This is a genomic window from Sphingobacterium thalpophilum (assembly GCF_038396785.1).
GTDB classification, from domain to species: domain Bacteria; phylum Bacteroidota; class Bacteroidia; order Sphingobacteriales; family Sphingobacteriaceae; genus Sphingobacterium; species Sphingobacterium thalpophilum_A.
In genome coordinates this window covers 3,220,424-3,234,906 of record NZ_CP151087.1, presented here as the reverse complement: position 1 = coordinate 3,234,906, position 14,483 = coordinate 3,220,424, and the positions used below count along the sequence as shown (strand labels likewise).

The window sequence follows — 14,483 nt, the reverse complement described above, 5'->3', positions numbered from 1 at the left end:
GTGTCGTTTTTAGTATACATCAAATTCTAAATTTGATGTATATTTGTTCGTTTTATGAAAAGTGCTTTCGGTCCCGGAAAAATAAGGATAATTTTCTTTTTTGGTTTGTTTTTTGATAATACTGAAACGTTATTGTAACCCATGAAATATTTGGTTTTATGAATTTATCATATTTAAGAAGAAGGCTTCGCAAAGAAAATCCACGATGGGTTGTATTATTATTTGATTTGGGTATAGTTTTGTTTTGCTATGTCTTTTCGAATTTTATCGTTAATAGCTTTAAGGGAAGTCTAGATATATTTGATATGATGTGGAAGGCACCTATTGTACTGATTATTTACCTCAGCTGTTTTGTGATAATGCAAACCTACAAAGGTATTGTAAGGCAAACAGGGCTAAGTGATGCCGTTAAGATATTTAAAACATCTTGGCTTGCTTTTATGATTTTGGCATTATTAAGTGTGATAGTTCGGGTTTTCTTCGGTGAAGATCAGAATATATTTGGTTTTCTTAGATTATCATATGGTGTACTTTTAATGCATACCTTTTTTACGATGGTTTCTTTGGTTGCCTCCAGAGTTTTTTATCGTACAATATATGAAAGTTTGTTTCTGAGGAATAGAAAAATGAAGCAAGTGTTGATTTTTGGCGCTTCAAGACCAGGTTTGGTTGCGTTCTCTTTACTGAAAGAAGATCAGAGGACAAAATATCAAGTTATCGCATTTGTTGAAGATAAGGCCTCGCGTGTGGGGAAGCGTATTGCGGGGTTGCCTATAATCGATATTTCTAGTTTAACAAAAGATTTTATTCGAGGGAATGATATCTCTGATGTTATTATAGCGGTTGAAAATGACGATCCCGAAAGATTGGCCAAAATAACAGATGCTTTTCAGCAATTGAAAGTTGAGTTGAAAATTATGCCTCCGGCCCATTTATTGTTAAATTCGGGTATCAAGAGAGAAATTAGGCCTCTTAAAGTAGAAGATTTATTAGGGAGGAAAAATATAAAATTGAACAATCCTGAAATAACAGCTGAGACTGAGAATAAAGTAATTCTGATAACGGGCGCTGCAGGATCTATCGGGGGGGAACTTTCTCGTCAAATTGCAAAACAAAGATTTAAAAAACTGGTTTTATTAGACCAGGCCGAATCTCCACTTTATGATTTGCAGCAATCATTAAACCTGAATAATTCTGATAAAATAAAGTGTGTTGTTGGCGATGTTAGGGATCTTGTATTCTTAGATCATTTATTTAATCAGTATAATTTTGATATCGTTTTTCACGCTGCTGCTTACAAACATGTTCCACTAATGGAAGATAACCCTTACGAAGCTATTTGGACAAATGTTGTTGGCTCTAAGAATCTTGCAGACCTTTCCTTAAAGTATAATTCCAAAAAATTTGTTATGATTTCTACTGATAAGGCGATAAATCCTACAAATGTGATGGGAGCAACGAAGAGAGCTGCTGAGATTTATGTCAGCAGTTGTTATGGTAAGGGTAATACATCGTTTGTTATTACACGTTTTGGAAATGTATTAGGCTCAAATGGTTCAGTTATTCCTTTGTTTGAGAAGCAAATGTCTGAAGGAGGTCCACTTACACTTACGCATCCTGATATTACACGTTATTTTATGACTATTCCGGAGGCTTGTCAATTAGTTCAGGAGGCTGCCGTTATGGGCCAAGGCGGGGAGATATTTGTTTTTGATATGGGTAGCTCTGTCAAAATTATGGATTTGGCTAAACGGATGATTCGTTTAAAAGGATATCGGTATCCTGAGGATATTGATATCAAAATAGTGGGACTTAGACCTGGTGAAAAAATCTTTGAAGAACTGTTAGCAAATGGTGAAAATACCCTGGAAACTCACCATCCTAAAATTATGATTGCAAAAATTAATCATGAAAATCTAGCATTTAAATGTGAAAAATTGAAAGAACTTGTTACTATGACCTCATTGCAAAAAATGGACGCAATGTCCTTGGTAAAAGTTTTAAAAGAGATTGTTCCAGAATTTAAATCCCAAAATTCAGATTTTAGTGTATTGGATTTTGATAATGATGGGGTTCAAGTAGCAACCTAATTGTAATCTTGAGATGATTATTCAATAAAAAAATGATATTTTTACCACGAATTATACAAATAATACTTCATTCATGCATACTTATTTTAAGTTTAAACATTATTTTCAATTATTATTGCTAACAAGCATAGTTTTAGGGCTAACATCATGTGGCTCTCGAAAAAGTATAATATACCTCCAATCCGACTCGACAAATATTGTTAATGATTACGAAAAATACATTCCACGTATACAACCTAATGATATTTTATCAATAACTGTTTCTGCTGCTGATTTGAAAGCTGCTATGCCATTTAATCAAGTTAGCCCCTATCAAATGAATGGTGCTACTAGTACCGATTTGGCAATGAAGCCAACTTACACCGTCGACCAAATGGGTATGATTGATTTCCCTGTAATAGGTAAGATTCGTTTGGAGGGTTTGACAAGAATGGAAGCGATGGATAAATTGCGGGGAGAATTAAAGAAATATATTGTTGATCCAGGGGTTAATATGTCATTCAATAATTTCAAAGTGACGGTGATTGGGGAGGTGGCTCGTCCGGGCTCATTTCCATTACAAAATGAGCGTATAACATTGCTTGAGGCCTTAGGTATGGCTGGAGATATGACGATGAAAGGGGTAAGAAATAACGTCTTGGTCATACGAGAGGTAAATGGACAAAAAACGGTTAATCGAGTGGATCTTTCTAAACAAGGTGCTTTAAATTCCCCTTTTTATTATTTAGCACAAAATGATGTTGTGTATGTTGAACCAAATAAATCTCAAATTCGAAATGCTAATTATGGTCAGAATACGAATGTGTTGATCTCAGTAGTTGGTTTGATTATCACTGTTATTTCTGTTATTGTACGTTAAAAATTTACAAATTTTATTATGCCTGATAATTTATCGCAATTGAGTTCTGATTCACAAGAAGACCAGCAAATAAATATAAAAGCCCTTTTTGAGCAATATTTTTACTATTGGAAATGGTTTGTTTTGTCTATTTCAATCGTATTATTTAGTGCATTTCTTTATCTTAAATTTGCAACTAAGCAATATAAAGTAGATGCTAAAATACTGCTGCCAAATGAAAATGAAGGTAAAGGTGAGTTGGCTGGCCTAGCGGATCTCGCATCTATCACTGGTAGTGCTGGTAATACGGCTAAAGTAATGGATCAGATTGATGTTCTTAAATCTAGAAGATTGGCGGGAAAAGTTGTCGATACGCTGAATTTGAACATTTCTTATTCTGAAGGTAGATTTAAGAAAGAAATGTTAGCACAACAAGAATCCCCAATTCGCCTCTTTTTGGTAAATTCAAATATATCTTACCAAGATACAATAAAAGGACGATTTCGTGTTGATATACTCTCTCCCACAAAAGTAATTCTCGAAGATGAATTTGGAAAGAATACAAAAGAGATTCTTCTTGGAACAAAAGTTAAGTCAAGTTTAGGTGAGATTATTCTTTTGCCTCAAACTCCAATTATTCAGTCTTTTATTAATAAAAGTATAAACATTACAGTTCTTCCTAGGTTGAATGCATTAGAGAATTTAGTGAAGGATATAAATGTGACTCCTAATCAAGAAAAGCAATCCTATATTATTAATTTTTCAACTACTTCTGCCTCAGTCTTACAGGCTTCTAAAATTATTAATGAATTAATTAATCAATATAATATAGATCTTACTCAAGATAAAGATAAACTTACTAAGGCTACGTCTAAATTTATCAACGAGCGACTCGATAAAATTTCTGGGGATTTGTCTCATGTCGATAGTAAAGCTGAAAGTTTTAAAGAAGGGAATCGTCTAATTGATGTTGAATCTGAAGCGAAGCTTTTTCTTGAAAATGCTTCAGAATCAGATAAGAAAGTTGTAGAACAAAGAACTCAGCTTCAGTTGGTTGATTATATGAAGCAATATGTGCAATCCAACAATACCGAACTTTTGCCTACAAATATCGGCCTTCAGGATCTTTCAATTGAAAAGACAATTGCTGAGTATAATAAGATGGTATTAGAAAGAGATGGTTTATTGAAGTCTTCTACTATTGATAATCCTGTCATTAAAAATATCAATGATAATATTAGAGTCTTGAATAACAATGTGATAAAGTCATTAAATAATTACCGAAACGTTACACAATTAGCCCTAAATTCTGCCCAAGCTAAGAAATCGGAGTTACAAGGTAAATTGAGTAATCTTCCTAAACAAGAACGTGGATTTAAAGATATTTCAAGAGAGCAGCAGATTGTCGAATCTCTTTATCTTTTTTTATTACAAAAAAGAGAAGAGAATGAGATCAAGGCCGCAGCAACACCGGACAATTTAAAGATTATTGATGAAGCCTTTGGCTCCAATATTCCAGTATCTCCTAAGAAAAGTATTGTGTTGTTAGGAGCTTTAATTGTTGGGGTGATCTTGCCATTTGGTATATTATATTTAAAGTTTTTATTGGATAACAAAATTCAGTCTAGGAAGGATATTGAAGATCTTATAAAAGCTCCTATATTGGGAGAGATTCCTAGAAGTGACCATCCTATCATCCAGGAGAATGATCGTTCTTCATTAGCTGAGGCTTTTCGAATACTCCGTACAAATATGTCCTTCATGTTGGGACCTAATAAAAATGATTCGAAAGTTATTTTTATTACTTCAACAACGTCTGGAGAAGGGAAGTCGTTTGTGTCAACTAATCTAGCGAAAATTCTTGCCATGTCTGGGAAAAAGGTACTTCTGATAGGTGCAGATATCCGAAGTCCTAAAGTTTTGGATTATTTGGGACTTGCACACCTTCAACACACCAATATAGGTATCACGCAGTATATGATTAATCCCGACATGGAACTTGATAATATCGTAATAAAGAAACCTGGGAATTACAATTTTGATATTATTTATTCGGGTTATGTCGCTCCAAATCCCGCGGAACTTTTAATGAACGGTCATTTTGACGACGTTATTGAGTACGGACGTAGAAATTATGACTATGTTTTGGTTGATACGGCTCCCGTGAGCTTAGTGACTGATACTGTATTAATTGCCCATAATGCCGACTTAACTATTTATGTGTCACGAGCAAATTATCTCGATAAAAGATTGTTACAAGTGCCTAAAGAGCTTTATCAACAAAGTAAATTGAAAAATATGGCTTTTGTAATTAATGATGTCGATTTTGCCAGAGGTTATGGCTATGGCTATGGCTACGGTTATGGTTATGGTGAGAGAGAAGATAAGAGTAGTAGAAGATTCGACTTTCTTCGAAATTTATTTAAATCTGCTAAAAAGTAGCTAGTTATCAGATATTATATCAATTATTAAAAGGCATCAATATTTAGTATTGGTGCTTTTTTGTTGGTACTCTTTTTGCTGTATTAATTTGGAGTTTTTTTGAAAAGCAGTTTCAAAGCATTTCTGCATAAACTGTAAATAAAAGGTTATAATGTAATATTTTGAGCTTTTACAAAAATTAGTTACAACTATTAATTTAGTTTTTTCTATAGAAAGGAATTGGTTTTTTAAATAAATTATGTTTAACTGTAGCGTTTTGTTTATGTTTTCCGTTATATTTGTAGTTTCTATTAAATTACTTTAAAATTATTTGATTAGTATATGGGGATATTGTCAAAATTGTTTACGGGCAAGAAAAAGGATTCAAAGATAAAGGTTGTAGGAAAATTAGCCTTTCTAGAGGTCGATATGCATAACCATATTTTACCAGGAATTGATGATGGAAGTCAATCTGTTGATCAGTCGATAGAGTTAATTAAAGGCTTAAACAGAATGGGATTTGATAAATTTATCTGTACGCCGCATATAATAGAAGGTGTTCATCCTAACACTTTGAGTACAATTGAAAAATCAAAGGATTTGTTGGTCAAAGAATTGAAAAAGATACCAAATTCTCCAGAGATATTTCATGCTGCTGAACATATGGTAGATGATGGGATTGAGAAATTAATCGGTTCAAATGAGTTGTGTGTAATGCCGGGCGGTTATGTGCTTATTGAAATGTCATATCTTCAAGAGTCTAGAGCGTTATTTAAAACTATCCTTGATATTCAGAATTTGGGATATAAACCAATTTTAGCTCACCCGGAGCGTTATAACTATTATCATTATAATTTTAATATGTATAAGCAGATTAAGGATGCAGGATGTATGCTACAATTAAATTTGTTATCGATAAGTCGTTATTACGGTGTTGAAGTTAAATCTGCTGCATTAACCATGATCAAATCGGGTATGTATGATTTTGTCGGAACAGATACTCATCACCAACGCCATCTAGTTGCATTGGAAGAGGTCGTTGCAAAATATCCTGTTAGAGATTTACTTAAAACTTGTAATATAATTAACTCGTCGCTTCAAGATCACTTAACACTTGATAGTGTGAACGTTGCTGGTTAGTAGTTTTGAAGTTATTATTCCTAAAATAATTAGTCTAATTCGTCTTAATATATTTTGTTGTTAAGAAAAGTGGCGAATAGTGAGTCCTATTTCTGCTATCTTGTGTTTTGCCCGTATGGATATTTCGAAAATTTGGCTACTTTTGGTTTTAGCATTTTTCATATGAGAGGAAACAGAATTTTTATTCAAGACTGGATAGCACACCATACTTATCAAAAAACAAACGAAATAGATAGTTATTACTTACGCGTTGCAAATGAAATCAATGATAGTTTATCTACACTATGGTTTGAGGAGCAAGAGACAAATGATCTCATCCATACCGATGCTTTAAAGACATTGAGTATCTATCTAACGTGTTACTTAGAAGACGTTATTGCGAAAACAGGAATTTTTGCTGCTTTTAGAACGATCCATACAGAACTATACAATCAACTTTTGCCTTTTTATAATGATAATGACCTAACGGATTATTATGCTGAGGATATTAATAGTGAAGATATAGCTGTATTGACCTGGTTATTTTTCAGTGAACGTAATCCACATTTATTTATTGATCCCCGTGGTCGTTTGATCCAATTGGTTACAGATTTGGCCTATTCAATCTTGGAAGAACATTATGAAGTTGCTCCTGAAAATGAAAAGTTAAAACTAGAATATGTTTTGGACGAAGGGGCGAACTATTTTGAAGTCCGTAATTTTATTGAAAAGCTTGTTGCCACAAATTACCTGACAGCGGGTGAATATAACACCAATCTCAATCATTTGATGCAAGTTGCGGAGATAGGGCGATATCAACACGATCAGAATCAGTTACAACAGATGATCTATCGCGTTCGAGATAACCATTTCAATAATTACAGACTGCATCTGTTTGCATTGAAGGCATCTGAATTTGTAGCTGAGGTGGTTGGCAAAGAACATGCGCTATATGGTATTGTCAAAACTTTAGGTAATCGTATTAATAGTTTTTTTGAATATGTAAAAGCGGACGAGCTTTATGTGCATGTAAAACATATCGGTACAAAGACAGCATTTAAAATCTTTAAGGACTCTATACAGCAATTTGTTGAACCTACGGAAACCTTATCTTTCTATATGGAAATTGTGCCATGGAAAGATGCTTGGAATCTCTCTGGAATCATGACCGTTGTGAATACCGATGAGGTAAATTTTGATTTACCGGAGCAGTATGAGATGACTTATCGCATTGAGGCCTTGAATGGTAAGGATAAGAGTTTGAAGAAAACGGAAAAGCAGCTGAAAGATATGGGCAAATTGTTCCAGTCAGAACATAAGGCGGCTGTTGCGTTTATGGAAGGAAAAGAAGTGAAGGAGTTTGCAACAGATTTCTTTAAGAAGTATCAACAAAAATACCCGAGCAAAGAAGAATCTCCACTTCCAGAATCAAATTTGGATCTTACGGAAGATGCCCAAGTTACGGTATTCTTTAATCCAAAAACGGGTTTAGAAGTTTTTGGCGGTATAGCGGAATTTTTTCCATTAAAGAATAACAACTTTGTACAGAAAGATGATCAAAGTGAGGTACCTTATGCACGGTATTTTTTGAATCTTTTGGTTGAAGATTTCTTCCCAAGTGAGTTGCCGAAGTACTATGTTAATCTATTTAAGGCGGAGGTGGATAAGCAGTTCTTCTTTCCAGTGAACGATGCGGTGCTTGATTTCTTTCTCCGTTTCTATAAGCGAGGAACTTATTTTTTGGGACCATTTCCGTTGTTAAAATAACTTGTGTAGTCGACTAAAGAACTATAGGAATACATAAAAAGTTCCATTGTCTACCTGCAATGGAACTTTTTTATGTATTTAAGTCAGGCTATTCTTTGTTGTATAAGATTGCGCGGTCTTCTGGCTATTATTTTGTTGATCGAAAACCCCATGATACTAGTGTTAATTTAATATAAATTCATTATAATTAAATTGTTACCACTTATATTGCTTGAGCTTACATGCCACACATCCTACGTATTTCATGGGCATATTTTAAAAAATTCTCACTAAACTTGTATGATCAATTATATGTGATGAAGAATGCTCCGGATAAAATACCGATGCGGTGGCGTTACCCATCATTAGAGAACAATTATAATTCTGCAAATTTGGACGAGGCAATGCAACGCCAATATAAAGGCAATGATGAGATCAACCAATTGATGTGGCTTTTGAAATAAGTCCTTCGAAAAAAAACAATCCCCGTACATGAGTTCAATCGTTTGCGGGGATTTTTATTAAAAACGTTACATTAAAAACGACAGCGAATGGATATATTCGACTCAGACCATTGAATTTAGTAGAGAGATAACAAATTTATTTATGGATAGCAGAAGAGATTTTATCAAGAAAGCTTCATTGTTAGCTGGTGTTTTTGGCTTACAGAGTGCTATGCCAGATGCCATACAGCGTGCATTGGCGATTGAACCTATAACAGGAAGTACCTTTTTAGATGCCGAACATATTGTCTTATTAATGCAAGAGAATCGTTCTTTTGATCATAGTTTTGGAACCCTTCGCGGGGTTAGGGGATTTAATGATCCACGGGCGATTAAATTGCCTAGCGGTAATCCCGTATGGTTGCAGTCGTCGGCTGCAGGTAAGACTTATTCGCCGTTCCGACTGGATATCAAAAACTCAAACGCTGCCTGGACCGGAAATTTACCACATTCCTGGGAAAACCAAATGGCAGCCCGTAATCAGGGAAAACACGACAACTGGATTGAAGCGAAAAGACCAGGAGGAAAGGTCTTGAGAGAGATTCCGTTGACAATGGGTTATTATACACGGGAGGATATCCCTTTTTATTATGCATTGGCTGATGCCTTTACAATCTGTGACCAGCACTTCTGTTCGTCTATTACAGGTACAACAACCAATAGGCATTTCTTTTGGACGGGAACCTGTGTGCCGCATAAAGGGGCGAAGCCATTGGTGCGGAATTCAGATATCTATTTTAACCGTTGGGCACATTGGAAGACTTTTCCGGAACGCTTGGAAGAAGCAGGGATCTCCTGGAAAGTCTACCAAAATGAAGTCAGCATAGAAAGTGGCTTAAACGGTGAGGATCTGTTGGGAAATTTTACAGACAACAATTTGGAATGGTTTGCACAATATCATATTGAATTCAAGAAAAGCCATCTTGATTTTATGCGTAAACGTGTTGCTGAATTACCAGCGGAGATTCAAGAACTTGAAAAAGCACTAGCGAATAATAATACCGAGAGTGTACAAAAAACACAGAATAAACTCAAGCAGAAGCAGGAGCAGCTGAATAGCTATCAAAAACATTTGGCACGTCTTACGGATCATGCTTTTCAGCAGCTTCCTAAAGAACAGCGTGCCTTGCATGAACGCGCTTTTCAGACGAACGAGGGTGATTCTTTCTATCGCGAGACAAGCGTGGTGACACATGAAGGTGAAAAGATTACTGTTCCTAAGGGAGATGTTTTACACCAATTTAGACATGATGTGAAATCTGGAAAGTTACCGGCAGTGTCTTGGCTTGTAGCACCACAAAGCTTCTCAGATCACCCGAGCGCCCCTATGTATGGAGCTTGGTATGTATCAGAGCTTTTGAATATTCTGACAGAGAATCCAGAAGTCTGGAAGAAAACCATTTTTATTCTGAACTATGATGAGAATGATGGTTATTTTGACCATATTCCTCCTTTTGTAGCACCTAATCCAGCAGATAGCCATTCAGGAAAGACCTCTCCGGAATTGGATTATAGCGGTGAATATGTGAGTTTAGCACAGGAGCTTGCCGACGGTGAAGAAAAAGATAATGCAACGGAAGGCCCAGTGGGGCTCGGTTACCGCGTACCTTTGATTGTGGCGTCACCTTGGTCAAAAGGCGGTTGGGTCAATTCGGAGATTTGCGATATCACATCGACGATTCAGTTTATGGAGCATTTCTTTGAGAAAAAGTTGCGCAAGCAGGTAAAAGAGGAGAATATCAGCTCTTGGCGCCGGGCCATTACAGGTGATTTGACATCGATATTTCGGAAAGCTGAGGGAGCGAATGCTGTTGATTTGCCTTTCCTTGATCGGAATCAGCAGATTTATGCGATTGATGAAGCGAAATCGAAACCGCTACCTAATAATTTTCATGTTTGGTCGAAAGAGGATGCCGCAGGATTGCGGTCTAAAGGTCATTCCACTTTACTGGCAAGACAGGAGAAAGGTCAGAAAAACTCCAGCGCGTTGGCTTACGAGCTTTATGTCAAAGACTCTTTTGCTAAGGAACACAATCAGATTCATCTGACACTAGAAGTTGGCAATAAGGTATTTGGTAGTAAATCGCTAAATAGCCCATTTAATGTCTATAGTGGCCCGAGTTATAAAGACGGAGTGAAATTTTGGCCATTTGCAGTTGTTGCTGGTCAGGAACTAAGCTTTGACTGGAACTTGGCGGACTTTAAAGATCACCTTTACGATTTGACTGTGTACGGACCTAATGGTTTTATGCGCGGATTTAAAGGACAGGAGGAACCCTTATCTGTTGGAGCGACCTATCAAATCGGGAAGAAAGGTCTTTTGACGGGTAATCTTGTACTGGAGATCCATAACAAAGGGGAAAAATCATTTCATGTACATGTAGAAGATAATGCTTACAGCACCTGGAAGAAATCTATTGTACTTGCGGCAGGGAAATCTACGAAGTGGATTGTGGAATCTCATAAAACCCATGGTTGGTATGATGTTACTTTGCACGTGGGGGGAACCAAATTTGAACGCCAGTTTGCGGGGCGTGTGGAAACGGGTAATCATTCGAAAACTGACCCTCAGTTGGGATAATAAGCTAACGATTCATTGATAAATGGTATCTGTTGGCGGTACTTCTTTATCTATACGATCCTAGTTCTACAGTGGGCTAGGATCTTTTTTTGTGCCTGTATAGGAAGTCAATCATTTCTATTTCTTGGTATCTTTTTCCTGTTGCTATACTTTCCGGAATTTTAATGTTTTTTGGGGAAAATAACGCTCAGTTTGCTACTCCCCAAACCTTATTTTATGTGCATATTTACACTTGTTAATGGGAAAATATCACTTTCGACATGCGCTTTTTCAATCAGCTGACGTAATTCTTTTACTTTCGTTGGGTTTTCCTGGGCAATATTGTGTTGTTCTTTTGGATCTTGTTTGAGATTATATAGTTCGGCTGTAGGTTGGCTACTTGTCACTTTTTGTAAGATAAGTTTCCAATCTCCTTGGCGCAGGGCTTGACGCCCCCCCATCTTCATGAAATTCCCAGTACAGGTATTGGTGCTGTTTTTGTTGCTTGTTTTTACCTAGCAGCGTTGGTAAAAATGAAATTCCGTCTGTATAATGCGGTTTTTTTGTCCCGGCAAGCTCGACCATCGTCGGCATAATATCCCAAAAAGCGCCCAGGTAGTTTGAGGTTTTCCCTTCGGCAACTTTACCATGCCAATAAACAATGAAAGGGGTCTTGATGCCACCTTCATAGAGGTCGCGTTTGTTGCCGCGTAACCCGCCAGAGCTATTGAAAAAATTGGGATCGGCTCCGCCTTCTTTGTGCGATCCGTTGTCGCTTGTAAAAATGATAATTGTATTATCCAATAGCTTGTTTTCGCGTAACCGATCAACAATTTGACCGACATAAGCATCCATACGGCTTACCATACTCGCATACATGGCATGATGTTTTTTTACCGAAGCGTAGCCAGTAACCGTAGCTTGCGGTCCATAGTCATTGCCTTTATGTGGCTTTTCGTCAAACCTGTTGGCATATAGTTGGTAATATTTGTCGTCCGGACCAGACAACTCGGCGTGAGGAAGCACGGTAGGTACATATAGGAAAAAAGGTTTCTCACTATTTTTATCAATAAATTCTAAGGTCTTCTCTTGGATTAATGCTGGTGCATACTGTCCTTGGGCCATTAAACCATTGCCGTGGAGTTCTATCCTTTCGTTATTATGCCAGAGGTGAGTTGGGTAGTAGCGATGGGATTGACGTTGGCAGTTATAGCCATAGAATTCATCGAATCCTTTTTGATCAGGAGCACCTGTTGTATGGACCATGCCAAGTCCCCATTTTCCAAACGCACCGGTTGTATATCCTGCCTGTTGTAGAAGCATAGCAAAAGTTTGTACAGAGTCGGCTAGCGGTTGTTGTCCTTCGGGCTCAATTTCTTTGTTACCCCTTACATAGGTGTGACCAGTATGCTGTCCTGTCATTAAAGATGATCGCGAGGGAGCGCACACCGATGTACCAGCGTAGAAGTTGTCAAATTTCATCCCTTTGGCAGCCAATGAATCGATATGCCTCGTTGCAATTTTTTGCTGACCGTAAACACCAAGGTCTCCATAACCAAGATCATCTGCCATAATAAGTACAATATTCGGTCTCTGGTCTTTCTTTTGAGCTATAGCAAGAGAGGCTAGAGTCAAAAGAAGAGATAACATAAAAGATGTTTTCATTTGCATTCGGTTATTTCTTTAAATTAATTTTTTTCTTCGCTAAGATTGTCCACTAGTTTATATCGCAGTTCAACTTAATCCATTAAAACAGTCAGGTGGTCCTATTTAATTGTATGGACCTATTTAAATTTATTTATAATGGTTCGTTTGTTCTTTAGAGTAATACTTCTATTTTAAAGAAGTATTACTCTAAAAAGAATGAGCGTTAAATTTAGTCAAAAATATCTTTTTGATTGTATTGGCTCGCACTCGTGGAGGGATAACAACGGTAATGAAAGAGCCTTAATAGGATAATCTGTTCGTTTTTGCTGCCTACGCATACGATTGTGTAATAATTTAGTGTGTGCTATCAATTGTAATCTCCGATATGTTCATATTTATTTTCTAATTTCACCCTAATTTTATGAAAATGCTCTTATGGCCAAATCAATTAAAGAAATAGCACAGGAACTCAATGTGTCTAAATCAACTGTTTCGTTAGTCATCAATCACAAAGCCGAGCGAGCACGCATTAGCAAGGAATTGGAAAGCCGCGTACTTGCATACGTTGAAAAAGTTGGCTATAAGCCCAATGCTCTCGCTAAGAGTTTAGCAACGGGGCGGTCAAATACCATTGGTCTAATTGTAGAAAATATTGGGGATTCTTTTTTTGGTCCATTTGCATTGTATGTAGAGGAATTGTTCCGAAAGAAAGATTATCACGTCCTCTACAGTAGTACGCTTGGAGATTCGCAAAATGCACGCGATATCATCGATTCGATGTTGGAAAAGAAAGTGGAAGGTATTATTTTGGCTCCGACAGTAGATCTGGAAGAATATCAGCGCAAAATATTGGAACATAAGGTTCCGTTGGTCGTTTTTGATAGAAATTCTCCAACAGTGGAAACCCATTATGTACATATTGACAATGAAGTTAGTGGGAAGAATGCATGTGACTATTTGAAATCTATTGGTTGTAGAAATTTTGGGTTGGTAACCATCGATTCGGATCAACCACAAATGCTGGCGCGTAAGCGTGCTTATTTGGATTTTTGTGACACATACGGAATGGAACCTCGCATACTGCAATTGCCTTATCAGCACCTGAAGCAGAACGGTTCACGTATGTTGAAAAATTGGGCAGCTAAGCAGATAGGCTTAGATGGTCTATTTTTTACCACAAATTATCTTTGTATTCTCGGATTGAAGGTATTACGGTCGGCACCTGAGAATAGCTATAATTTTCCGATGTTTTCTTTTGATGACCATGAATTATTTGATATTTTGAATCCTAAGATTTCCTGTATTCAACAACCATTGGAAGCTCTGGCTAAAACTTGTGTAAAAGTTTTGTTAAAGGAAATAGATCAGGGGATATCCACACCGAAAGAATATATCATCTCAACGAAATTGATGCGACGCTAAAATGGGACAGCAAATGAATATATAGAAATTGAATTGTAAAAATCATAAGACGTGTTTGTCCAATTCCAGGTCTTTATTTTGATTTAATATTCTTTTTTATATCTTTACTAATACGTTTTAGTAGAAATATTTTTATA

General features: G+C 36.6%; 10 protein-coding genes. 8 read left to right on the top strand and 2 right to left on the bottom strand.

Going from position 1 to position 14,483, the window contains the following annotated elements; translation table 11 throughout:
* The first annotated feature begins 158 nt into the window (after positions 1–158).
* The 7 genes from AACH28_RS14305 (at position 159) to AACH28_RS14275 (ending at position 11,298) form a co-directional block, all read left to right on the top strand.
* Positions 159–2,090 carry a nucleoside-diphosphate sugar epimerase/dehydratase gene (locus AACH28_RS14305; RefSeq protein WP_312357091.1) on the top strand — a complete coding sequence of 644 codons (1,932 nt, stop codon included), beginning with the start codon at positions 159–161 and terminating at the stop codon, positions 2,088–2,090.
* Between the two features lie 73 nt (positions 2,091–2,163).
* Positions 2,164–2,949: a polysaccharide biosynthesis/export family protein gene (locus AACH28_RS14300; protein ID WP_201639789.1), complete on the top strand. Its 786-nt coding sequence runs from the start codon at positions 2,164–2,166 to the stop codon at positions 2,947–2,949.
* Positions 2,950–2,967: 18 nt separating this feature from the next.
* Positions 2,968–5,370, top strand: coding sequence for a polysaccharide biosynthesis tyrosine autokinase (locus AACH28_RS14295; RefSeq protein WP_312357092.1), 2,403 nt, complete (start codon positions 2,968–2,970; stop codon positions 5,368–5,370).
* 321 nt (positions 5,371–5,691) lie between these two features.
* Complete coding sequence (locus AACH28_RS14290; RefSeq protein WP_112374014.1) at positions 5,692–6,489, top strand: tyrosine-protein phosphatase; 798 nt, start codon at positions 5,692–5,694, stop codon at positions 6,487–6,489.
* A gap of 162 nt (positions 6,490–6,651) precedes the next feature.
* Entirely contained in the window at positions 6,652–8,235 is a 1,584-nt protein-coding gene (locus AACH28_RS14285) for a DUF3843 family protein (protein ID WP_201639788.1), read from the top strand.
* Positions 8,236–8,510: 275 nt separating this feature from the next.
* Positions 8,511–8,678 (top strand): hypothetical protein, encoded by a 168-nt coding sequence (locus tag AACH28_RS14280; protein ID WP_341830806.1) that lies wholly within the window; start codon positions 8,511–8,513, stop codon positions 8,676–8,678.
* Positions 8,679–8,820: 142 nt separating this feature from the next.
* Positions 8,821–11,298: a phosphocholine-specific phospholipase C gene (locus AACH28_RS14275; protein WP_341830805.1), complete on the top strand. Its 2,478-nt coding sequence runs from the start codon at positions 8,821–8,823 to the stop codon at positions 11,296–11,298.
* Between the two features lie 209 nt (positions 11,299–11,507).
* Here the strand turns inward: AACH28_RS14275 and AACH28_RS14270 are convergent, their stop codons facing one another.
* Both AACH28_RS14270 and AACH28_RS14265 read right to left on the bottom strand, forming a co-directional pair.
* Positions 11,508–11,684, bottom strand: coding sequence for a hypothetical protein (locus AACH28_RS14270; RefSeq protein WP_341830804.1), 177 nt, complete (start codon positions 11,682–11,684; stop codon positions 11,508–11,510).
* Positions 11,674–12,942: an arylsulfatase gene (locus AACH28_RS14265; RefSeq protein WP_341830803.1), complete on the bottom strand. Its 1,269-nt coding sequence runs from the start codon at positions 12,940–12,942 to the stop codon at positions 11,674–11,676. The genes AACH28_RS14270 and AACH28_RS14265 overlap by 11 nt, the downstream gene beginning before the upstream one ends.
* Before the next feature lie 417 nt (positions 12,943–13,359).
* Between AACH28_RS14265 and AACH28_RS14260 the strand changes: the two genes are divergently transcribed.
* Positions 13,360–14,346 (top strand): LacI family DNA-binding transcriptional regulator, encoded by a 987-nt coding sequence (locus AACH28_RS14260; protein ID WP_341830802.1) that lies wholly within the window; start codon positions 13,360–13,362, stop codon positions 14,344–14,346.
* The last annotated feature ends 137 nt before the right edge of the window (positions 14,347–14,483 follow it).